This is a genomic window from Rhizobium yanglingense, assembly GCF_977109285.1.
In genome coordinates, this window is sequence record NZ_CDSAWY010000004.1 from 679,191 (window position 1) to 702,202 (window position 23,012).

Annotated in this window: 17 protein-coding genes and 4 pseudogenes; 4 read left to right on the top strand and 17 right to left on the bottom strand. The window is 60.9% G+C overall.

Translation table 11 applies throughout. The annotated features are described in order from the left end of the window. Position 1: 1 nt before the first annotated feature. Positions 2 to 607 (bottom strand): SCO family protein, encoded by a 606-nt coding sequence (locus ACW4PC_RS08375; protein ID WP_455873461.1) that lies wholly within the window; start codon positions 605 to 607, stop codon positions 2 to 4. 132 nt (positions 608 to 739) lie between these two features. On the opposite strand from ACW4PC_RS08375, the pseudogene ACW4PC_RS08380 reads away from it, so the two are divergent. Together ACW4PC_RS08380 and ACW4PC_RS08385 are read left to right on the top strand one after the other, a co-directional pair. Next, a pseudogene (locus tag ACW4PC_RS08380) lies at positions 740 to 1,044 on the top strand (methyl-accepting chemotaxis protein); the annotation flags it as partial. Between the two features lie 2 nt (positions 1,045 to 1,046). Beyond that, on the top strand, positions 1,047 to 1,514 hold the full coding sequence (locus ACW4PC_RS08385) for a chemotaxis protein CheW (RefSeq protein WP_455873462.1): 468 nt from the start codon (positions 1,047 to 1,049) through the stop codon (positions 1,512 to 1,514). 48 nt (positions 1,515 to 1,562) lie between these two features. On the opposite strand, the gene ACW4PC_RS08390 is transcribed toward ACW4PC_RS08385, so the two are convergent. Together ACW4PC_RS08390 and ACW4PC_RS08395 are read right to left on the bottom strand one after the other, a co-directional pair. Then, entirely contained in the window at positions 1,563 to 2,057 is a 495-nt protein-coding gene (locus ACW4PC_RS08390) for a CreA family protein (protein ID WP_455873463.1), read from the bottom strand. A 64-nt stretch (positions 2,058 to 2,121) separates the two neighbouring features. After that, positions 2,122 to 2,712 carry a 3'-5' exonuclease gene (locus tag ACW4PC_RS08395; RefSeq protein WP_455873464.1) on the bottom strand — a complete coding sequence of 197 codons (591 nt, stop codon included), beginning with the start codon at positions 2,710 to 2,712 and terminating at the stop codon, positions 2,122 to 2,124. A gap of 265 nt (positions 2,713 to 2,977) precedes the next feature. Here ACW4PC_RS08395 and ACW4PC_RS08400 point away from each other — a divergent pair, with 265 nt between their 5' ends. Next, positions 2,978 to 3,541, top strand: a complete 564-nt coding sequence (locus tag ACW4PC_RS08400; protein ID WP_455873644.1) for a GNAT family N-acetyltransferase — start codon at positions 2,978 to 2,980, stop codon at positions 3,539 to 3,541. A gap of 352 nt (positions 3,542 to 3,893) precedes the next feature. Here ACW4PC_RS08400 and ACW4PC_RS08405 read toward each other — a convergent pair. The 10 genes and pseudogenes from ACW4PC_RS08405 to aqpZ form a co-directional block, all read right to left on the bottom strand. Beyond that, a pseudogene (locus tag ACW4PC_RS08405) lies at positions 3,894 to 4,164 on the bottom strand (type II toxin-antitoxin system HigB family toxin). Then, positions 4,161 to 6,317 carry an NAD-dependent DNA ligase LigA gene (ligA, locus tag ACW4PC_RS08410; RefSeq protein WP_455873465.1) on the bottom strand — a complete coding sequence of 719 codons (2,157 nt, stop codon included), beginning with the start codon at positions 6,315 to 6,317 and terminating at the stop codon, positions 4,161 to 4,163. Before ligA ends, ACW4PC_RS08405 begins: the two are co-directional and overlap by 4 nt. 235 nt (positions 6,318 to 6,552) lie before the next feature. Continuing rightward, positions 6,553 to 8,226, bottom strand: coding sequence for a DNA repair protein RecN (gene recN, locus ACW4PC_RS08415; protein WP_455873466.1), 1,674 nt, complete (start codon positions 8,224 to 8,226; stop codon positions 6,553 to 6,555). 13 nt (positions 8,227 to 8,239) lie between these two features. Continuing rightward, positions 8,240 to 9,109: an outer membrane protein assembly factor BamD gene (locus ACW4PC_RS08420; RefSeq protein ID WP_455873467.1), complete on the bottom strand. Its 870-nt coding sequence runs from the start codon at positions 9,107 to 9,109 to the stop codon at positions 8,240 to 8,242. A 264-nt stretch (positions 9,110 to 9,373) separates the two neighbouring features. After that, complete coding sequence (gene lpxC, locus ACW4PC_RS08425; protein WP_455873468.1) at positions 9,374 to 10,330, bottom strand: UDP-3-O-acyl-N-acetylglucosamine deacetylase; 957 nt, start codon at positions 10,328 to 10,330, stop codon at positions 9,374 to 9,376. Positions 10,331 to 10,618: 288 nt separating this feature from the next. Then, complete coding sequence (gene ftsZ / locus ACW4PC_RS08430; RefSeq protein ID WP_455873469.1) at positions 10,619 to 12,325, bottom strand: cell division protein FtsZ; 1,707 nt, start codon at positions 12,323 to 12,325, stop codon at positions 10,619 to 10,621. A 56-nt stretch (positions 12,326 to 12,381) separates the two neighbouring features. Further along, positions 12,382 to 13,713 carry a cell division protein FtsA gene (gene ftsA, locus ACW4PC_RS08435; protein WP_022714376.1) on the bottom strand — a complete coding sequence of 444 codons (1,332 nt, stop codon included), beginning with the start codon at positions 13,711 to 13,713 and terminating at the stop codon, positions 12,382 to 12,384. Continuing rightward, on the bottom strand, positions 13,710 to 14,642 hold the full coding sequence (locus ACW4PC_RS08440; protein ID WP_455873470.1) for a cell division protein FtsQ/DivIB: 933 nt from the start codon (positions 14,640 to 14,642) through the stop codon (positions 13,710 to 13,712). Before ACW4PC_RS08440 ends, ftsA begins: the two co-directional genes overlap by 4 nt. Continuing rightward, positions 14,630 to 15,556 (bottom strand): D-alanine--D-alanine ligase, encoded by a 927-nt coding sequence (locus ACW4PC_RS08445; protein ID WP_455873645.1) that lies wholly within the window; start codon positions 15,554 to 15,556, stop codon positions 14,630 to 14,632. The genes ACW4PC_RS08440 and ACW4PC_RS08445 overlap by 13 nt, the downstream gene beginning before the upstream one ends. 300 nt (positions 15,557 to 15,856) lie before the next feature. Beyond that, positions 15,857 to 16,457, bottom strand: a pseudogene (gene aqpZ / locus ACW4PC_RS08450) (aquaporin Z). A 295-nt stretch (positions 16,458 to 16,752) separates the two neighbouring features. On the opposite strand from aqpZ, the gene ACW4PC_RS08455 reads away from it, so the two are divergent. Continuing rightward, positions 16,753 to 18,057: an MFS transporter gene (locus tag ACW4PC_RS08455; protein ID WP_455873471.1), complete on the top strand. Its 1,305-nt coding sequence runs from the start codon at positions 16,753 to 16,755 to the stop codon at positions 18,055 to 18,057. A 100-nt stretch (positions 18,058 to 18,157) separates the two neighbouring features. Here the strand turns inward: ACW4PC_RS08455 and murB are convergent, their stop codons facing one another. From murB to ftsW, 4 genes and pseudogenes are all read right to left on the bottom strand, one after another. Beyond that, entirely contained in the window at positions 18,158 to 19,132 is a 975-nt protein-coding gene (gene murB / locus ACW4PC_RS08460) for a UDP-N-acetylmuramate dehydrogenase (RefSeq protein WP_455873472.1), read from the bottom strand. Next, a pseudogene (gene murC, locus ACW4PC_RS08465) lies at positions 19,129 to 20,545 on the bottom strand (UDP-N-acetylmuramate--L-alanine ligase). Before murC ends, murB begins: the two are co-directional and overlap by 4 nt. After that, entirely contained in the window at positions 20,542 to 21,666 is a 1,125-nt protein-coding gene (gene murG / locus ACW4PC_RS08470; RefSeq protein ID WP_455873473.1) for an undecaprenyldiphospho-muramoylpentapeptide beta-N-acetylglucosaminyltransferase, read from the bottom strand. Before murG ends, murC begins: the two are co-directional and overlap by 4 nt. A gap of 191 nt (positions 21,667 to 21,857) precedes the next feature. After that, complete coding sequence (ftsW, locus tag ACW4PC_RS08475) at positions 21,858 to 23,012, bottom strand: putative lipid II flippase FtsW (protein ID WP_039845350.1); 1,155 nt, start codon at positions 23,010 to 23,012, stop codon at positions 21,858 to 21,860.

Sequence of the window (23,012 nt, forward strand, 5' to 3'; positions counted from 1 at the left end):
TTCATCCCTTGCTGATCAAATTCTCCAGCTTCTTTACCGCCGTGTCCGGGTTTTCGCCATAGGCGATCGTGCCGGCGAAACGGCCCTCGGAATCAAGGAGGAAGACGGATGCCGTGTGATCCATCGTATATTCACCATTCGGATCCTTCTCATCGACGGGCACCTTCTTGGCGTAGACGCGGAAGCCCTTGATGACGTCGGCAACCTTCTCCGGCGAACCGGAGATGCCGGTGATGCGCTTCGAAACGTTCGAGACATACTGGTTCATGATTTCCGGCGTATCGCGCTCCGGATCGACCGTGACGAAGTAGGCCTGTATCTTGTCGCCCGCCGGATCGACTTTCTCCATCCAGCCATTGAGCTCGAAGAGCGTCGTCGGGCAAACCTCGGGGCAATGCGTGAAGCCGAAGAACACCGCGGTCGGCTTGCCGCGCAACGCCTGCTCGGTGATCGGCTCGCCGCTTTGGGAAACGAGCGTGAACGGAACGCCGAACGGCCCCTCGGCGAGCGGCATATCCCTCGTCTTCGTGATGTTCAGCGTCAGCCATCCGAGCACCGCCGCGACGATGATGACGGCCACCCAAACAGCAACACGGAAATTCTTCATGTCTGCGACCCCTGAAAGCAAGCGGACGGCGCGGCCCGCGACTGCCCGCCTGATAGCTCTTCGGCGCCACGCACGCAATTCAACATCCCGTTTTCCTGCCCGTGATTAATTGCCTCACCCTCCGCTTTGGCAGATGTTTGCGCATCGGCGGTGCACGTTAAATCAATCGTAACCTCTGCGAGCGAAAAATCCGTTGGACTGACCGACATCAACACTGCCATCAGCCACGGACGCCGAAATCCGATCCGCTGGGTAAGCAGTTCAAGACCGGCGAGGGCATGAACGCCCGTCACGCGCCGCGAGAAGCAACCGCCGCCTCGCATCCGAAACCTTCACCCGCACGGAGCCTGATTGGCAAAGTCGCGGGCGCATTCAGTGGCGGCGCCGCCGCCAAAGCCGTGGCCGCTCCGGCCGGAGACAACTGGGAAGAACTCTGATCATGACAAGCGCCATCATTTCACAGGCCGGTTCCCATCTCGAAATCGTTTCCTTTCATCTCGCCGAACAGGAATTCTGCATCGACATCATGGCGATCCGCGAAATCCGCGGATGGGCGCCGGTGACGCCAATGCCGCATACGCCGCCCTACGTGCTCGGCCTCATCAACCTTCGCGGTGCAGTGATCCCGGTCATCGACATGGCCTGCCGTCTCGGCATGAAGATGACGGAGCCGTCGGAGCGCTCCGCCATCATCGTCACCGACATCGCCGGCAAGCTCGTCGGCCTCCTCGTCGAGCAGGTTTCCGACATGATGACCATCAAGAGCGAAGACCTTCAGCCGCCGCCGGAAATCATCCCGGAAGCCCAGCGCGCCTTCTGCCGCGGCATCGTGGCGCTGGAAAAGACCATGGTCTGCTTCCTGAACCTCGACACTGTCATCGCCGACGAACTGGCACAGGCTGCTTAAACAGCCTTCCGCTCAAATCAGGGGCCCGGCAAAAACCGGGCCTTTTCGTTATTGCGGCTTGCCGTTCTTCCAGGTGACGTTCTGGCCATAGAGCGGGATCGTCGAGATCGACATCTTCGCTGAGCCATCTGTCAGCTCGCGCGAATGTGCGAGATAGATCAGCGTGTCGTTGGTCTTGTCGTAGATGCGGTTAACGACCAGCTTCTTCCAGATGAGCGACATGCCCGCTTTGAACACCTCGTCGCCATCTCTCGAGAGATTGATGTCACCGATTTCGATCGGTCCCGTCTGGCGGCAGGCGATCGAATTGTTCGAGGGATCCTCGAACCAGTTGCCGTTTTTCACCCGGTCGATCACGCTGCGGTCGAAATAAGTGACGTGGCAGGTCACGCCCTTCACCTCCGGATCGGCGATGGCATCGACGATGATATCGTTGCCGATCCAGTCGACGCCGACCTTGCCGACGACCTCGGCAGACGCAACGCCTGCGCCAAGCGTGGCAACCAAAGCGGCAGAAAGAACAAGCTTGCGCAACGTGGACATGGCGGCTCCGTGAATGATCCGCTTCACTAGATAAGTACGGCCACCGCCAAAACAAGAAAGCTGGCTATGCCTTGCGGCAGGTGCAGGGCTCGTAGCCGTTTGCGGTGAGCCTGCCGGGTGTCATGCCGATTGCCGCGGGAATGGCATGCACCGCAGCGGCCTTGACGGCCCTTGCCATCTCGATCGCCGCATGGGCGCAGACGGCAGCATCCTCCGCGGCATTGTGGTGGGAAAAGCGCAGGCCGAGATGCTCGGCGATCACGTTCAATCTGTGCGAGAGGAACTGCGGCCAGATGCGCTGCGCCATCTTGAGGCTGCAGAGATAACTGAGTTCCGGATAGGACTGGCGATAAAGGTCGAGCGAAGCGCGCCAGACGCTGAAATCGAAGGCGGCATTGTGCGCGATCATCGTCGCGCCCCGGAAATCATCGTGGAACTCCTCCATGACGTCCGGAAATTCCGGCGCATCTTCCACATGCTCGGGCCGGATGCCGTGGATTGCGATATTCATCCCGGAAAAACGCATATCCTTCGGCCGGATCAGCCGTTCCTCGACACGAGTGACCCTGCCCTCATCGATCCAGGCAAGCCCGACCGAACAGGCGCTGCCGCGCTGCTCATTGGCCGTTTCGAAATCGATGGCGATGGTCTTCAAGGCTGCTCCGCGATTCTGCCGTCAACAACAGGCTTATCGCGCGGCTTCAGCCAGGCAAATGCCGCAGGTTGACTTTAGCGAAGGGATCAACGACTTTTTGCTGATGATCAGATCGAACATCATTCCCACGGCCATCCATATGACCACGACCCATGCAGGGTGCGGGGCAGCATTGGCACGTTAGCCGTCCGATCAGTCCCGAAAGCCCTGCCGAGGTGAGCAGGGTTTTTGAAGTCTGCTCTCCTCCTTCAAATTCAAGGAGAGCATTTTGGAAGCGTTAGAAAACAATCCATCCGAACGTCCGCCCACGATGGCAGGCTTGACCATTCGGGCGTTGCGCGCCTCCGATATCGAGGCAGTGACGGCGCTCATCAACCTGCCAGGCTTCCGCTTCGGCACCCTGCGCCTGCCCTATCAAACCGTCGACGAAACCCGCAAACGCTTCGAAAACGCCGGCCCTGGCCAGGTCAACCTTGTTGCGGAATTGAACGACCGGATCGTCGGTGACGCAGGCATGATGCGTTATCTGGGGCGGCGCAGCCATGCAGCCAGCATCGGCATGGGGGTCCACGACGATTTCACCGGCAAGGGCATCGGCAGTGCATTGCTCGCCGAACTCATCGACATGGCCGACAACTGGCTGAACATAAAACGACTGGAACTATCGGTGTACACCGACAACGGGGCCGCGATCGCCCTCTACAGAAGATTCGGCTTCGAAGAGGAAGGCCTGCTCAAGGCCTTTGCCTTCCGTGCCGGGGAGTATGTCGACGCTTATGCGATGGCGCGGGTGCGCCTCAAGCCGCTCCAAGCCGCGGCCAGCTTGTAAGGCTTTACGAGGCAATCGGCCGGAATGGCCCATGCCTCGTTGAGCTTAACGATCATTTCCACCGTAAGCGCGCGCTTGCGGCGGAGAATCTCGAAGGCCCGGGAACGGGATCCAAGAACATCGCCGAGGTCAGCCTGCGTGCGGCCCGCATGTCCATGAAGGTATAAGGAAGGTCGACCGGCTCCACTTCGGCCGCCGGAAAGTGCCGGTTCGCAGGCTTCGATCAGATCGGAAAGCACATCGGCTCGTTCCGCCTCCGCGCAGCCGGTTGCAAGAGGCGCACCGAAATACGGTGTGATTTCGCCAATCGCCCAAGCGAGATCAGCATCATTTCCAATCGGCCCGATGGCCGTTACACAATCTGCGGATCGATCCTGTCACATTCAGCATGCGTCCCGACAAACTTGATCAGCCCACGGCCATAACTATGCGCGACATGCACGATCAACCGGTATTTTGCCGCCCGATGTCGAAGATCACCCTGTGATAGCCAACGAGATCGACGGTGATGCCGAATGTCTCTTGATATCTGACGGTCCCGTCCGGTTCGCCTTGCTGACGATTGAATACCAAACGCCTAAAGGCACCTTCGCCTGAGGATGCCGCTCCTCAAGTGAGCTTATCCACGGATCAGCGCCAGCCACTCGTCCTCATCCATGGTCTGGACGCCCAGCTCGCGCGCCTTGTCGAGCTTCGAGCCCGCACCGGGTCCGGCGACGACGATATCGGTCTTCTTGGAGACCGATCCGGCGACCTTTGCGCCAGACTTCTCGGCTTTGGCTTTGGCTTCGTCGCGGGTGAACTTCTCGAGCGAGCCGGTGAAGACCACCGTCTTGCCGGAAACCGGGCTGCCGGAGGTGACCGGCTGCTCCGCCTCCTGCGGCGTCACTTCCGAAAGCAGTGCCGAGATTACCTCGACATTGCGCGGCTCCTTGTAGAACTCCACGATCGCGCGGGCGACTATCTCACCGATGCCTTCGATGGCGTTCAGGTCGTTCCAGGCATCGCCAGTGAGTGGCGCGGCCTCCTTCATCGCCGCGGCAAAAGCCTCGTAGCTGCCGTAGGAGCGCGCCAGCAGCTTCGCCGTCGTCTCGCCGACATGGCGAATACCCAACGCGTAGATGAAGCGGTGAAGCGCGATGCTGCGCCGTTCGTTGATCGCCGCATAAAGCTTGCCGACGCTGACCTTGCCGAAGCCTTCGATATTTTCGAGCTTCGTCAACGAATTCTGCTGGCGCCGCTCCAGCGTGAAGATATCCGGCGCCGTGCGGATCCTCAGTGCCTCCTCGTCGCTCTCGAAGAAGAAGTCGATCTGCTTCGATCCCAGGCCCTCGATATCGAAGGCATTGCGCGAGACAAAATGCTTGAGATGCTCGGTTGCCTGCGCCCGGCACACGAAGCCACCGGTGCAGCGCGTGACCGAATCGAGCTTTCCGGATTTCTCGTTTCTTTCGCGCACCGCATGCGAACCGCAGACCGGGCAGCGCTTCGGAAACTCGTAGGGCACCGCGTCCGCCGGCCGCTTTTCCATGACGACATCGAGCACTTGCGGGATGACGTCGCCGGCCCGCTGCACGATCACGGTATCACCGACCCGGATATCGTGCTCCTCGTCGCGAATGGGCTCACCGGAATTTCCGAGACCCTTGATGTAATCCTCGTTGTGAAGCGTCGCGTTAGTCACTACCACACCGCCGACGGTGACGGGCGTAAGCCGCGCAACAGGCGTCAATGCGCCGGTACGCCCCACCTGAATCTCGATCTTCTCGACGGTGGTGAAGGCCTGTTCCGCCGGGAATTTATGCGCCGTCGCCCAGCGCGGGCTGCGCGAGCGGAAGCCAAGGCGCTGCTGCAGTTCAAGGCTGTCGACCTTATAGACGACGCCGTCGATATCGTAGTCGAGGTCGGGGCGCTTCAGGCCGATCTCGTCGTAATGGGCAAGGATATCGGCCACAGAATTCAGCCGCTTCATCAGCGGATTGACCGGAAAGCCCCAGTCCCTGAAGAGCTGTACCATGTCGAATTGCGTGTCGGCCGGCATGTCGGACATTTCGCCCCAGGCGTAGGCAAAAAATTTCAGCTTGCGGCTTGCCGTCACCTTCGCGTCGAGCTGGCGCAGCGATCCGGCTGCCGTATTGCGCGGGTTGACGTAGGTCTGCTTTCCCTCGGCCTCCATCTGCTTGTTGAGCGCCATAAAGTCGCTCTTTGCCATGTAGACTTCACCGCGCACTTCCACGACGGCCGGCACCCCCTTCGGCAGTTCGTTCGGAATCTCCTTGATGGTGCGGATATTGGCCGTGACGTTCTCGCCCGTCGTGCCGTCGCCGCGCGTTGCGGCCGTCACCAGCCTGCCGTTCTCGTAACGGATCGACATGGAGAGCCCATCGATCTTCGGTTCGGCGGTAAAGGCGATCGACTGGTTCGGCAGCCGCCCGAGGAAGCGATAGACGCCGGCCACAAAATCCTGCACGTCCTCCTGGGAGAACGTATTGTCAAGCGACAGCATCGGGCGCGCATGGACGACCGGCGCAAAGGTCACCGAAGGTGCAGCGCCGACGCGGCGCGACGGGCTGTCTTCGCGGATCAGCTCCGGAAACCGCGCCTCGATCGCATCGTTGCGCCGCTTCAGCGCATCGTAATCGGCGTCCGAAATCTCCGGCTGATCCTTGCCATGATAGAGCGCGTCGTGATGGGCAACCTCTTTCGCCAGCCGCGCGAGCTCGGTGGCGGCATCATCGATCGTCAGGTCTTCAACTGCAACGGACTCGGTCGGCATACGGGATCACTCCAGAGAATCTGGAATCGTTTTAGAGCAAAAACTATGGATTGAAAGAGAGGTGGATGAGGCGGCCCTTCTTCCGCCTGCCGGCACCTTCACCCCGTTCTGACGGGGAGAAGGTATATGCCCGCGCCGTTTCAGCAGAACGTGCGCTTGAGTGAAGCACGTCCCCTCTCCCGTCAAAACGGAGAGAGATTGGGGTGAAGATCAATCCCACGGCATGACCTTATGCCTAACCATTTCCCGCCAACAGCCGAGCCGCAGCCGCCCTCGCCTCTTCGGTCACGGAGGCTCCAGCAAGCATGCGGGCGATTTCTTCCGTGCGGTCCTTGTGCACCATCGTCGCGACGCGCGTGGCAATCTTTTCGGAGCCGTCGGAAACCGGTCCCTTGGAGATAAGCAGGTGCGTTGCTGCACGCGCGGCGACCTGCGGGGCATGGGTGACCGAGAGAACCTGCACGCGGTCGGAGAGCCGCTTCAGTCGCTGGCCGATCGCATCGGCAACGGCACCACCGACACCGGTGTCGATTTCGTCAAAGACGAGCGTCGGCGCCGAACCGCGATCGGCAAGCGCCACTTTCAGAGCAAGCAGGAAGCGCGAAAGCTCGCCGCCCGATGCCACCTTCATGATCGAGCCCGGACGCGTCCCTGGGTTCGTCTGAACGTGAAACTCGACGACATCGATGCCTTCGGCCGTTGCGTCTGCCGCGTCGGTCGTCATCTCGACCATGAAGCGCGCACGCTCCAGCTTGAGCGCCGGCAGTTCCGCCATGACGGCGGCGGCGAGCGCTTCGCCTGCGTGGTGACGCTTGTCCGAAAGCGATCGAGCCGCGGCATCGTAATTCGCCTTGGCAATACCCACCTCGGCTTCGAGCTTCACCAGCTTCTCCTCGCCGGCATCGAGATCGGCAAGGTCGGCGATCATCCGCACGGCAAGCGCCGGAAGCTCGGTCACAGGCACGGAATATTTGCGGGACGCGGCGCGGAGCGCAAAGAGTCGCTCCTCGACGCGCTCCAGTTCCTTCGGATCGTATTCCGTCTTTCGGAGTGCTGCCTCCACTTCCATCTGCGCGTTGGAAAGCTGGTCCAGAGCCGCATCGAGCAGCGCCACCGTGTCTTCCAGCAGTCCAGGCGCCTCGTGGCTCTTGCGCTCCAGGCGGCGCACCAGCGAGGCGATATGCGGCACCGGAGAGGCATTGCCGTTCAAAAACTCGGAGGCCTCGGCGATGTCGCCTGCAATGCGTTGCGCTTTCATCATCTTCTGGCGGCGGTCGGCAAGCTCCTCCTCCTCGCCGTCCTGCGGCGTGAGTTTTTCCAACTCGTCGACGGAGGACCGGAGATAGTCGGCTTCGCGGGCCGCGTTCTCCACCTTCTCGCGATGCTTTTTCAGCGTCCGCTCCGCGTCGCGCCAGATGCGGTAAAGCTCGGAGACCGCCGCCGCATCCTCGTTGATGCCGGCGAATGCATCGAGCAGAAGCCGGTGGCCATGCGTATCGATAAGCGCACGGTCATCGTGCTGGCCGTGGATTTCGACGAGCATCTGCCCGGCCTGGCGCATCAACTGCACGCTGACCGGCTGATCGTTGACATAGGCCTTGGTGCGGCCGTCGGCCGATTGCTGGCGCCGGAAGATGAGGTCGCCCTCGTCATCGATCCCGTTCTCGCGCAGAAGCTGGCGGACACCGTGATCCATCGGCACGTCGAAGACGGCCGTCACCTGCCCTCTGTCCTCGCCGTGGCGCACGAGGTCGCCGTCGCCGCGCCCGCCAAGCGCCAGGGACAGACTGTCGAGGAGAATGGATTTGCCGGCACCGGTTTCGCCGGTCAGAACCGAGAGCCCGGTTTCGAAGGCAAGATCCAGCCGCTCGATCAGAACGATATCGCGGATCGAAAGCTGGATCAGCATTGCGTGTCAGGCCTCACGAGCCGAGCAGCAGCTTCCTGCCGGCTGCGGAAATCCAGGAGCCCTTGTTCTCCCGAGGCTCCGCACCGCCCGACTGCAGCAGCTTGAAGGAATCGGCATACCACTGGCTATCCGGATAGTTGTGACCGAGAACGGCAGCTGCCGTCTGGGCTTCTTCGACGATTCCCATCGCGTAATAGGCCTCGACGAGACGCGCCAGCGCTTCCTCGATCTGATTCGTGTTCGGATACTTCTCAACCACGATACGGAAGCGGGAGACGGCTGCAAGATATTCCTTGCGCTCGAGATAATAACGGCCGACCTGCATTTCCTTGCCGGCGAGCTGGTCGCGGGCGTAGCGGATCTTGGCCTGCGCATCGTCGACATATTCGGAGTCCGGATAGTTGTCGATGACGGCCTGCATGGCTTCGATGGTCTTGGAGGAAGCCCGCTGATCCTGCGTCACGTCGGAAATCTGCTTCGAATAGCTGAGGCCGATCAGATACTGAACATATGCCGCATCTTCAGACTTCGGATATTGCGCCATATAGCGGTTGCCCGATGCGAGGGCGTCGTCGATCTTGCCTTGGCGGTACTTCACGAAGGTGCTCATCACGAGAGCCTTGCGCGCCCATTCGGAGAACGGGTTTTCGCGGTCGATCACGTCGAACTTGCGCGCGGCTTCGGCCATGTTGCCGGCCTTCATGTTGGCAAGCGCCTGATTGTAGAGGACGTCCGGCGGATCGCTGTTAAGGCCGAGCTTGGTGATGTCGATATCAGGGTCCGACTGGCAACCGGAAATCAAGGCGCCTGCACTCAAAATCACGAGCGATGCGAGCAAAGCGCGCGCTGTCTTCATCATACCTTCAGACCTTGCATAATCCATAGAAGAATCCCAACTGCCGCTACCCCACCCTGCGGCAGCCACACCTCGCCGGCGTTTCTAGCCACAAATGGGTGGCCAGAGCAACGCAATGATGAGCCATTAACGCATTTTTGTGGCAGCAAGCGTCAGAATATCCCTGTTTTTGACTTTAATCGGACCTGTTGCTCCTAAGCATATGCGGCAGAACAGTTATCGGCTTACGGAAGTACATAAAAAAACCGCCTCCCGAAGGAGGCGGCCCTGGCCTGAAATTTGGTGTGGAGGTCATGCCGACCAGGGGGCGAATCCGGGAGCGTTAACGGCGACAAAATCGCGGGGTGTAACGCGCGGGCGCGCAGCAGAAGTCTCGACAACTTCATAGGCAGTCGTGTCGCTGAGCAGCGCCTTCAAAGCATTGGCATTCATCTTGTGACCACCGCGATAAGAGCGGTAGCAGCCGATGAAGGGAGCGCCGGCAAGCGCCAGGTCGCCGACAGCATCGAGCGCCTTGTGACGCACGAACTCATCCTTTGCGTAGCGCAGGCCCTCGACGTTGATGACCGTATTGTCGTCGGAGATGACGACTGAATTCTCAAGCGACGAGCCGAGCGCATGGCCGGAGGCCCAGAGACGCTCCACGTCACGCATGAAGCCGAAGGTGCGCGCCCGCGACAGTTCGGACTTGAAGGTCGCTGCCGTCAGATTTCCTTCCCATTTCTGATGGCCGATCAGCGGGCATTCGAAATCGATCTCGACTTCGAAGCGCGTGCCGTCATACGGACGGAACTCGCTCCAGGAGCCGCCATGCTCGATGCGAACCGGCTTGGTGATGCGGATATAGCGGCGCTTCACGCCGAGCGAAACGAGGCCAATCTGCTCGATCGCCTCGATAAAGGGTGCCGAACTGCCGTCCATGATCGGCATTTCGGCGCCATAAACCTCGATCACGACGTTATCGAGGCCGAGCGCGTAGAGCGCTGCCATGACATGTTCGATCGTCGCAACCGAATGCGCCGGGGAAAAGCCAAGGACGGTGCAGAGATCGGTGCTGCCGACCTGAGCGGAGACGGCACGCAGCTCGGTGACGCTGCCGTCGGCATGCATGCGATGGAAAACGACGCCAGTATCGACTTCAGCCGGATTGAAAGTAATGGTGACTTCCGCGCCGGAATGGACGCCGGTGCCCGAAAGCGTCACCGGGCGCGAAACCGTCGTCTGGAAGCCAAGCATGCCAATAACCATAAAATTCTGCCTTTATTGCATTTACGGTCCGTAGCGCCAAAAGCACCGAAAACCAACCGCCAACCTAATTTGCCCACCGCCGAATTGTCGCCATGAAGGCGGCAAGGCACGGTCCCATGACGTCATACATACGTGCGGCCGGGCTCCAATCCAAATCACTGTTCGTTTCGCTTTGTTACGAAACCATCCGCTTGAAATGATTTAGGAATCATCACCTTATATGACGCCTTGAAACAGCTGCGCCCGGAACCGTGATCCCGGGCGCATGCGTGGCGATTCTGTGGCCGCTCAGTTCGACTGGCGGCGCAAGAAGGCAGGAATCTCAAGCTGGTCGTCTTCCTGCATCATGCGGGCCTGCGGAACACTGCGGCCCTGGTCGTCGAGATTGCCGCGGCGTGGCGCATAAAGGCTCGCCTCGGGCGAAAGCGGGCGGCGCTGCTGCGAAGCGGCGGCAGGCGCTGCCGTCATCTCGGGAGCGACTTCCTCTTCGCGGCGGCCGAGCGAATTGGTGATTCGCTTCAGCAGGCCCATCGGGCCGCGCTCCTCATGCGCCTGTGCGGCAGCTGGCTGGGCGCGGTGATCGATCTCGGCCTGAACGACCGGCGGGAAGTCCTCGACCTTCGGCATGCGGACCGGCTGCTGCATGGCAGGTTCCTGGCGAACCGGCTGCTGCTGCATGACCGGCTGCGGCGCCGGCTGGCTCATAACGGGTGCCGGCGCGGGCTGCACCGGAGCCGGACGAGCGGCCGGAGCTTCTTGAGCGGCTGCGAAGATGCGGCTCTGCGGACGGAACGCGTCCTGAGCAACAGGCTGCTGAACCGGAGCTGCAGGCCGCGGAGCCGGGATTTCGAGCTCGCGTTCCATCTCGGCTTCCGCCATGCGGATGGTCTGCGCGATCGGATCGGCCGGCTTCGGTGCCTGCATGACTGGCGCAGGCTGAACTGCGGCCGGTGCCGGAGCAACGGCCGCGGAAGGACGGATAGTCGGCTTGGCGGCAGGCTGGAAGTTCTTGGCAGCAGCTTCGTTCATCGCACGGTCGATACCGGTCGCAACGACAGAAACGCGGATGATGCCTTCGAGCAATTCGTCGAAGGTCGCGCCGAGGATGATGTTGGCATCCGGATCGACTTCTTCGCGAATGCGGGTCGCAGCCTCGTCGACTTCGAAGAGCGTCAGGTCGCGGCCGCCGGTGATGGAGATCAGGAGGCCCTGAGCACCCTTCATCGAGGTTTCATCGAGCAGCGGGTTGGCGATTGCAGCTTCGGCAGCCTGCATCGCGCGGCCCTGGCCGGATGCTTCGCCGGTGCCCATCATCGCGCGGCCCATTTCGCGCATGACCGAGCGGACGTCGGCGAAATCGAGGTTGATGAGACCTTCCTTCACCATCAGATCGGTGATGCAGGCAACGCCCGAATAGAGAACCTGGTCGGCCATGGCGAAAGCATCGGCGAAGGTCGTCTTGTCGTTTGCGATACGGAAGAGGTTCTGGTTCGGAATGACGATCAGCGTATCGACCGACTTCTGCAGTTCCTCGATGCCGGATTCGGCAAGACGCATGCGGCGGCCGCCTTCGAAGTGGAACGGCTTGGTGACGACGCCGACGGTCAGGATGCCCTTGTTGCGGGCGGCCTGCGCGACGACCGGGGCGGCACCCGTGCCTGTGCCGCCGCCCATGCCGGCGGTGACGAAGCACATATGCGTGCCGTTGAGGTGATCGATGATCTCATCGATGCACTCTTCGGCGGCTGCGCGCCCGACTTCCGGCTGCGATCCGGCACCGAGACCCTCGGTGACGTTGGCGCCGAGCTGGATGATGCGTTCGGCCTTCGTCATGGTCAGCGCCTGGGCATCCGTATTGGCAACGACGAAGTCGACGCCCTGGAGACCGGCGGAGATCATGTTGTTGACAGCATTGCCGCCGCCGCCGCCGACACCGAACACGGTGATACGCGGCTTCAGCTCAGTGATATCCGGCTTTTGCAGCTTGATAGTCATGGTACCTGTTCCTTCTCTTTATGGCCGCATCGCCACGCCGGCCAATTCACTCAATTTCAGAAGCTTTCTTTCAGCCACTGGCCCATCCGGGCGATGCGGCTGTTATTACCCCCAAGCGACATGAGCAGACCGCTCTGTGACGCATGTGTTTCCATGTCCGCGACCTGCGGATAGATCATCAGTCCGACCGCCGTCGAAAACGCCGGTCCCTTGGCTGCCGTCGGCAGACCCGAGACGCCCATCGGACGGCCGATGCGGACGTTGCGCGCCAGGATGCGCCGCGCCACTTCCGCAAGACCGGTCAACTGGCTTGCGCCGCCCGTCAGCACGACGCGCTTTCCGACGATCGGGCTGAAGCCCGAGCGCTGGATCCGGTCGCGGATCAATTCCATCGTTTCCTCGATGCGTGCACCGACGATGCGCGAAACGAGCGCGCGCGGCACCTGCGTCGGCTGATCGCGCTCGTCTTCCCCGATCGGCGGGATCGAGATGAGCTCGCGCTCGTCGGAGGAGTTCGAGAATGCCGAAGCGTGAACCACTTTCAGGCGCTCCGCGTCTTCGATGCGGGTCGAAAGGCCGCGCGCCAGATCGGTCGTGACGTGAAGGCCCCCAAGACCGACGGCATCCGTATGGACGAGTTTGCCTTCGGCAAAGACCGAGATCGTCGTCGCGCCGCCGCCCATATCGATCGCGCAGCAGCCGAGCTCGACCTCGTCGTCGACGAGAGCCGCCAGCCCGGAGGCGTAAGGTGTCGCAACGATGCCCTCGACGGAGAGATGCGCGCGATTGACGCTGAGCTCGAGGTTCTTCAATGCGGCACGTTCGGCGGTCACGACATGCATGTCGACGCCAAGCACATCGCCATACATCGCCAGCGGGTCGCGGATACCGCGTTCGCCATCGAGCGAGAAGCCGGTCGCGAGAGAGTGCAGCACGGCGCGATCCTGGCGCAGCGACTGCTGGCAGGCGGCTGCAAGCACCTTCTTGAGATCGTTGAGTTCGACTTCCTGGCCGCCCAGATCAATCGTCGCCGTGTAGATGTCGCTGCCCAGACGGCCGGCCGTCAGATTGACAATCAGGCTTTCGACGGTAAGGCCCGCCATACGCTCGGCCGCATCGACGGCAAGTCGGATGACGCCTTCGAGCGCATCGAGATCGGCGATGACGCCGGTCTTGATGCCGCGGGAGCGCTGGTGGCCGATGCCGATGATTTCGATGTCGTGCGTACGGCCCGGAAGAATCTCGCTCTCTTCGCGGGGCGTCAGGCGGCCGATCATGCAAACGACCTTGGTCGATCCGATGTCGAGGACCGAAACGATATGCGACCGCTTCGACGACAGCGGCTTCAGGCGCGGCAATCCGAAATGGGACGAACCGAACAAGCTCATATATTCTGCCCCGCCTTCTTCAAATCCTTGGTCCGCTGATCGAGAACGACCTGCCGGCGCGCAATGGCCTCCGGGGTCAGTTGGATCGCGGTCCTGTCCACCAGCCTGAGATCGACCGCTGCGATGTCGCGCGCCAGAAGATCCTGTTCCTTGTTGAATTTCGACAGCCTGGCGAGCGCCTGATCGACATCGTCGGACGGCAGCTTCACCACCACGCCGTTATCCATGTGCAGGTCCCAGCGGCGGCCGGAGACCCAGACGTAAGCCTTCACGCGCGACTTGATGTCCGGCCACTTCGAAAACTCGCCTTCGAGCGAAGCGGCAGCACTTTCTGCATCTCGGCCGACAACGAGCGGCAACGTCGAAAACTTGTTGTCGCGAAGCGGCGCAATGACGCTGCCATTCCTTTCGATCAGCGAAAGCTCCTGCCCGTGCTGCCAGATCGCATAGGCCTGGCGCTCCTTGAGCTTGACCTCGATCGTCTTCGGATAAATCTTCCTGACCTCGACGCTTTCGACCCACGGAAGCTTGACGATCTTCCGGCGCGCAGCATCGACATCGAGCGCCACCAGCGACGTCGTTCCGTCGAGACCAAGAAGTTCAAAGATTTCGATTTCGGAGGTTTCGGAATTGCCGGAAACCTTCACATCCTCGATGGCGAAACCGGCAGCCGTCGTCGCCGCCTGCGCGACTGTTTCCGTATGGCCGCCGAGCGACATGCCGTAGAGACCGGTCGCCGCGAAGAATGCAAGGGCAGAAATCGTCCCGGTATGCGCAGGAATGTAGATACGGCCAGTTCCGAGACTGACGAGGAAGCGCACCGCACGGCGCAGCGGACGCGGGAGAACCATCCGCCCATCGCCCTCAGCAAGAGCGATGCTCGATTGGCGGCTTGGGCGCCCTATCCTTTTGACCGTCAACGAGAACAAGAGGCGTCCTCCACCATCCAACGCAAGAATTCACCAAAGGAATAACCGGCATGACCGGCCATTTCGGGCACAAGGGAGGTTGGCGTCATGCCCGGCTGGGTATTCACTTCCAGCCAGATAACTTCACCATCTTCGGAGAACCGGTCGTCGTAACGGAAGTCGGACCGACTGACCCCACGACAACCAATTGCTTGATGCGCCCTTAACGCCAATGTTTGTATTTTTTGGTAAATATTCGGTGAAATTTTCGCCGGGATGACGTGTTTTGAGCCGCCCGCTGCATACTTGGCATCATAGTCATAGAAGTTGTGACCCTGCGGCACCACTTCGGTCACACCGAGAGTCTTGTCGCCCATGACACCGCACGTCAGTTCGCGGCCATAGACATACCGCTCGACGATGACCTCTTCGCCATAGCGCCACTCCGGCGAACTGATGATCTGCGGCGGATGGGCCTGATCCTCCTGAACGATCACGACACCGAAGCTGGAGCCCTCCCGGACAGGTTTCACGACATAGGGCGGCTTCATTGGATGTTCGGCCGGAAAGGCGAAGCGATTGATGACTTCCGATTGCGCCACAGGGACGCCGGCCGCCGCTGCAACCCCCTTGGCCTTGCCCTTGTCCATCGCCAGCGCAGAGGCAAGAACGCCGGAATGCGTGTAGGGAATTTCGAGATATTCGAGGATGCCCTGGATGGTGCCATCCTCGCCGAAGGGGCCATGCAGCGCATTGAAGGCGACATCGGGACGAAGCGCCGCCAGCTTCGAGGAAATATCGCGATCGACATCGATCCGCGTAACCTGGAAGCCCTCGCCCTCGAGAGCATCCGCGCAAGCCGTTCCCGAAGACAGGCTCACCGGCCGCTCCGAGGAAAATCCGCCCATCAGGACAGCGACATGCTTGCGACTCATACGTACCCCCAAAATAAACCTCAGCCTGATTTTCGAGGCTTGCACCAAGCTTGCCCGCGAATCCGCTTCGCTTCAGACATGGGAGCGATATGACAACATTATGGTTAATGAAGTGTTTACTTTTATTAACCGGGTGCCTTCCCGAGAGGTTTCCACCCCTCACGAACCCCACTCGGCCTGCATGTTTCCGACTCGAAATCAGCGCGTTGCGGCGACATGCTGAAGTTCGCTCACAGCATGAAAAAACCCGCACAGATGATTCTACTGCGGATTCGCCCGGACAGGCAGCGAAGGCCGCCCTCAGTCGTCCTTGTCGAGCAGTTTCCAGACAAGCCCGCCAAGCGCACCGCCGGCGATCGGCGCCAGCCAGAAGAGCCAAAGCTGCTGCAGGGCCCAGCCGCCGACAAAGAGAGCCTGGCCTGTCGAGCGGGCGAAATTGACGGATATGTTCGTCACCGGGATCGAGATCAGGTGGATCAGCGTCAGCGCCAGGCCGATCGCCAGTGGCGCAAAGCCAGCGGGCGCCCTGCCATGCGTGGAGCCCAAAATGACGATCAGGAAGACAAGCATCAGAGCGACTTCGATGACCAATGCCGAAGTCAGCGAATAGCCGCCGGGAGAATGCTCTCCATAGCCGTTGGAGGCAAAGCCTCCCAATTCAAAGCCGGCCTTGCCGCTCGCAACGAGATAGAGGAGAGCGGCGGCCGCAATGGCACCGATCACCTGCACGACGACATAAGGAACGAGGCGTCCCGCCGGGAATCGGCCGGCGACCGCAAGGCCGACGGAAACGGCCGGATTGAAATGGCCTCCCGAAACGCCGCCCACGGCGTAAGCTATCGTCAGCACGGTCCGGAAAGGCTGCAGCAAGAACGGCACTGCCGCATCCGCCAAAGACCAGTCAGAACGTCCCCAAAAACTCTGCAATAGGGCTTTTCTGCATATTTCTTCCTTCAATCTCAATCAGAGACCGAACAAGGAAGTCGCCTAAAACTGATTCCCGTCAATCCACTCGATTTCAGGTAGCGTTTATCACGCGGTCGATCACAATACGCGAGACGAAAATCATCGCGGTGCGGCGGCATCGGATTTCATCACTTTCTTGCCCATTCGGCGTTTGCGCGGAATTAAAATTGCGTTAAGAGCCCTTCGACCCTTTCTAAGGGCGCTCTTTATAACTCCCGAATGGAATAAAAATGTCTGACGCGATATCTCCCGTATCGCCGACCTCCGCTTCATCGAACAGTGCGCAAGTCAATTCCCCGGCGCGCGTTCTGATCGCGAGCCTTGTCGGCACCACGATCGAATTCTTTGATTTTTATGTCTATGCGACGGCAGCCGTCCTGGTCTTCCCGACGCTGTTCTTCCCCAACAACGATCCGACCACCGCCCTTCTCGCTTCCTTTGCCACCTTCTCGATCGCCTTCTTCGCCCGTCCACTCGGCGCCGTTGTCTTCGGTCATTTCGGCGACAAGATCGGTCGCAAGACGACGCTGGTCGCCGCCCTCCTGACCATGGGTATTTCTACGGTCGTTATCGGCCTGCTGCCCTCCTACGGATCGATCGGCATCGTGGCGCCGCTGCTGCTCGCATTGTGCCGGTTCGGCCAGGGCTTCGGCCTCGGCGGCGAATGGGGTGGCGCTGTTCTCCTCGCAACCGAGAATGCGCCGGAAGGCAAGCGGAGCTGGTACGGCATGTTCCCGCAGCTCGGCGCACCCGTCGGCCTTTTCCTCTCCTCCGGCGTCTTCTGGCTGCTGCTGCAGGTCATCTCGCAGGACGCGCTTTTGAGCTGGGGCTGGCGCGTTCCATTCATCGCCTCGATCGTCCTGATCGTCATCGGCCTGTGGGTTCGTCTTTCGATCACTGAAACACCGGCCTTCCAGAAGGCAATCGACAAGCATGAGCGTGTTGCCGTGCCGGTTGCGGAACTGTTCCGCAAGCACAAACGCAGCTTGTTCCTCGGCACCTTCGTGGCGCTCGCGACCTTCGTGCTCTTCTACATCGGCTCGGCCTATCTGCTCTCCTACAACGTCAAGGTTCTGAAAATTCCCTTCCTGGACGCGCTGGAAATCCAGATTGTCGGCTCGGTCGCCTTCGGCATCTTCATCCCCGCCGCCGGCAGGCTCGCTGAAAGATTCGGACGCCGCGAAGTGCTGATCCTTACTACCATCCTGATCGGTATCTTCTCGTTCTTCCTGCCCGGCCTGATGACCGGCGGTGAAGGCAGCATCGTCGTCTTCGCGATTGTCGCCATGGCACTCATGGGCATGACATACGGCCTGATCGGTACGGCGCTGGCGGCCCCCTTCCCGACCGCAGTGCGCTACACCGGCTCGTCGATCACCTTCAATCTTGCCGGCATCTTCGGCGCCTCGCTGGCCCCCTATATCGCCACCTGGCTGCAGACGAACTACGGCATGCTTTATGTCGGCTACTATCTCGGCCTTGCTGCCTTGATCACGCTGATTTCAATCCTGGCATCCGGCCGCGACGAAGTCTGATCGAGACTGCCTCCAGATCAATCAAAGGCCGCGGCGGTTTCCCGTCGCGGCCTTTTCATTACTGCCAATCAACTGGCCGTTCTGGATAGATAAAAAACGCCTATTCGCTGGTCACACCCTGGAACGGGCGCACCTCGCGGCCCGGCATGAAGACGCCGAGGCGCTTGATTTCCCATTCGAGCTTGACGCCGGAATTTTCGAAGACTTCACGGCGAACCTGCTCGCCGAGATATTCGAGATCGTAGCCCGTCGCCTGCCCCATATTGATCATGAAATTGCAATGAAGCGACGACATCTGCGCGCCGCCGATGACGAGACCCCGGCAGCCCGCTTCGTCGATCAGCGTCCAGGCCGAATAACCTTCGGGATTCTTGAAGGTCGAACCACCGGTCTTCTCACGGATCGGCTGCACGGTCTCGCGGTGATTGCGCACCGCGTCCATGTCGGCGCGGATCTTCGCCCGGTCCTCCGGATAGCCCTCGAAAAGCACGGAGGTGAAGATGAGATCAGATGAGGCCGTGGAATGACGGTAGGAATATCCCATGTCTGCATTCGACAGCACGAGCTTGTTGCCCTTGCGGTCGATGGCATTGACCTCGATCAAGCGATCGCGGGTCTCGCTGCCATTGGCGCCGGCGTTCATGCGCGCCGCACCGCCGATGCTGCCCGGAATGCCATAGAAGAAATGGAGGCCGCCGATGCCGTTGTCCATCGCCATCGCGGCCACATGCTTGTCCGGGCAGATTGCACCGGCGAGAATGCGGTTGTCGCCCGCAAGCTCGACCGAACCGAAGCCCTTGGCAGAAAGCCGCAAGACGACGCCCGGAATGCCGCCATCGCGCACGAGAATGTTCGAACCGACGCCCACGACCGTCAGCGGCACCTCTTCCGGCAGGATTTTCAGGAATGCGATAAGGTCTGCCTCGTCGTGCGGCTGGAACATCAGCTCGGCAAGACCGCCAGCATGGAACCAGGTAACACGGTCCATGGGGGCATCCGGCGTGATACGGCCCCGGATATCCTTCACACCTTCTCCGAGAGACTCGAGAAGCTTTTCCCCATTCACCTGTTTCATGCAGACTTTCCCGAAAGACCTTCCAGTTGCTTGGGCAGCGCGACTGCCCAGTAAGTTATATTCCCAGCCCCTAAGAGAACCACAAAATCGCCGGGCTTTGCAATCTCCGCGACCATTTCAGGCAAAAGCTCCTGGTGAGCGAGGAAGCGCGCGTCGCGATGGCCACCCGCTTTGATGCGGGAAACGAGTGCCTCGGAATCCACGCCTTCGATCGGATCTTCGCCCGCGGCATAGACCGGAGCAAGGAAAATGCTGTCGGCATCGTTGAAACAGGCGGCAAACTCTTCGAACAGGCTGGAAAGGCGCGTGTAGCGATGCGGCTGATGAACGGTGATGACGCGGCCCTTGCAGGCTTCGCGCGCGGCCTTCAGCACGGCCTTGATCTCGACCGGATGATGGCCGTAGTCATCAGAAGATCTGCACGCCGTTCCATTCGCCGGTCAGCGTAAAGCGGCGCTTGACGCCGCCGAAGGAAGCGAGGCCCTTGGCGATGTCGGCGCTCGAAATGCCGAGGCGGTTGGCGACCGCAATCGCTGCCGTCGCATTCGAAATGTTATGTCGGCCGGGCATCGGCATCACGAGATTGTCGAGCCTGATGACCTGTCCCGTGCGGCGGCGGCGGATTTCGACGTCGAAGATCGACCGTGCACCGTCGATGCGCACATTCATGAAGCGCACGTCGGCCTGCGGATTTTCACCATAGGTAATGACCTTACGGTCTTCGATGCGGCCGACGAGAGCCTGGACCTCCGGATGATCGAGGCACATGACGCCGAAGCCGTAGAAGGGCACGTTCTCGACGAACTGCCGAAAGGCGGCGCGCACGGCGTCGAAATTGCCGTAGTGGTCGAGATGTTCCGGATCGATGTTGGTCACCACCGCGACGTCAGCGGGCAGCTTCAGAAATGTGCCGTCCGACTCGTCGGCCTCGACAACCATCCACTCGCCCTCGCCCATGCGTGCATTCGTGCCGTAGGCATTGATGATGCCGCCGTTGATGACGGTCGGATCAAGCCCGCCTGCGTCGAGCAGCGTGGCGACGAGCGATGTCGTCGTCGTTTTTCCATGCGTGCCACCGATGGCGATTGAATTGCGGAAGCGCATCAGTTCGGCGAGCATTTCGGCGCGGCGCACGACCGGCAGCAGCTTCTCGCGCGCAGCGGCAAGCTCCGGATTGTCCTTCTTGATGGCGGTCGAGACGACCACAACTTCAGCATCACCCAGGTTTTCCGCCTTGTGGCCGACGAAGACTTCGATGCCCTTGTCACGCAGGCGTTGCACGTTGGCGCTGTCGGCCTGGTCCGATCCCCGCACGCGGTGGCCGAGATTATGCAGCACCTCGGCGATACCGCTCATGCCGATCCCGCCGATGCCGATGAAATGGACGAGGCCGATCGCCTTCGGCATTTTCATGACTGTGTCCCCTTGAACTGTGCAATTGTACGTCCGGCGGCAATAGCCTCAACCATGCCGGCAAGCAAGTTCGCAGCGTCCGGTTTCCCGGCCTGCTTTGCGGCTGCCGCCATCCGGGCGAGCTTTTCCGGGTCGTTCATCACATGAGTCAGGATCGAAGCGATCTTCTCCGGCGAGAGCTCCGATTGTGCGATGACCTTCGCGCCACCGGTCGCGGCAAGGGCTGCGGCGTTCGCCGCCTGATCGTGATCAAGTGCATGCGGATAAGGAACAAGCACGGCCGGACGGCCAATGACCGAAATTTCCGAAACGGTCGAGGCGCCCGAGCGGCAGATCACCAGATGCGCATTTGCAAGGCGCTCCGCCATATCGGTGAAGAACGGCGCGATATCCGCCCCCATCTCAAGCCTGGCCACACAGCCGCTCACCATTTCCATGTCTTCGGGGCGCACCTGCTGGGTGATGCGCAACCGCGCACGCAACTCGTCGTCAAGCAGGCTGATCGCCGTCGGCATCGCCTTGGAGAAATATTGCGCCCCCTGGCTGCCGCCGAAGACGACGAGATTGAAGGGCTCTCCGGCATGGGAAGGCTTGTATGGCACCTTCGCCGCTTCGATGATCGCCGGACGCACCGGATTGCCGGTCGTCACGGTCTTGTCGGAATAAGCGCCGCCACTCTCCGGCAGGAAACCGCCGGCGATCGCCTGCACGCGTTGCGCCAGCGCCTTGTTGGCGCGGCCCATCACGGCGTTCTGTTCGTGGATCATCGACGGCACGCCGAGGCGCGTGGCGGCAAGCAGCGGCGGCACGGTCGGATAGCCGCCGAAACCAACGACGACCGCAGGCTTCAGCCGCTGGATCAGTTTCTTGGCGGCACGCATTCCGGTCCACAGCGTCCACAGCGAACGCGCGACTGCGACCGGGTTCTTCGAGCCGATCGTCGCCGACGGCACGACGTGGATTTCATCCGCGGGGAATTTGCCGGCAAAGCGCTCGGCACGGCTGTCCGTCACGAGATGCACGGAATAACCGCGCGCCTTCAGCTCATATGCCAAAGCCTCTGCTGGAAACAGGTGGCCGCCGGTGCCCCCGGCGGCGAGCAGGATGATACCTTTGCTCATCGGTAGGTTCGCCTTTCAACCAGGGAGCCGCCCCTCATCCGCCTGGCGGCACCTTCTCCCCGTTTTGACGGAGAGAAGAACGCATGCCGCAACTTCTTAAGACCCCTCACCGTCGCTTGGGGCACGTCCCCTCTACCGGCAAGCGGGCAGTGGGCTAGGGTGGGGGGCAATTTAGACGGCACGGGCATTCTTTACTCCGCCGGCATTCCGTGCGGCACGCGGAAGAGACTCCGCTCCTGTGCACGTTTTTCCGGGCGATGGCGCGTCAGTGCGAGAATAAAACCGGCGGTCACGCAGATCGCGACCATGGACGAACCGCCGTAGGAAATCAGCGGCAGCGTCATGCCTTTTGCCGGAAGCAGCTCGAGATTGACGCCGATATTGATGATCGACTGGATGCCCATCTGGAGCACGAGCCCCGCGACGGCAAACCGGTTGAAGTCGTTCTTCTCCTTATATGCGTGCGATAGCCCCCTCAAAACAAGGACTGTGAAGAGCAGAACGAGCGCGATGCAGAAGATGATGCCGAATTCCTCGGCGGCGACCGAGAAGATGAAGTCGGTATGCGCGTCCGGGATGATGCGCTTGACGATGCCCTCGCCCGGTCCTTTGCCAAACCAGTCGCCACGGATGATGGCCTCGCGCGCAGTGTCGATCTGGAACGTGTCGCCCTCGCCGGTCATGAATTTGTCTATTCGCCCCGCCACGTGCGGGAAGACGTAATAGGCGCTGAGCAGCCCGCCAGCACCGCCGGCACCGAGCAGGATGATCCATATCCAGGGCATGCCCGCCATGAAGAACATGCCACCCCACACGGCCGTCGTCAGGATCGTCTGGCCAAGGTCAGGTTGGGCGACCAGCAGAGCCGCGACCATCCCGAAGAGGATGATCGCAAAGAGGTTGCCCGGGATTTCCGGCTGACGCGCATGCTCTGCAAAGAGCCAAGCACAGACGACGACGAAGGCGGGCTTCATGAATTCCGACGGCTGGACCGAGATGCCGGCAAGCGTCACCCAGCGTCGGGAGCCTTTGACCTCGATGCCGAAAAAAAGTGCCAGGACCATCATGGCGAGTGAGATGACAAGCAGTAGGATGGCGGTCCGTCGCACCTGCCGCGGCGTCAGAAAGGAAAGCCCGATCATGACGGCGATCGAGGGGATCATGAAAGCCGCGTGGCGCTTCACAAAATGGAACGGCTCGAGCCCGATGCGCTCGGCAACCGCGGGCGAGGCCGCAAAGGAGAGCATGAAGCCGACGCCCATCAGGAAGATGAACATCGCCAGAAAAAAGCGGTCGATGGTCCAAAACCAATCGGCCAAAGGCCCACGTTCCGCACGGCTCACCAT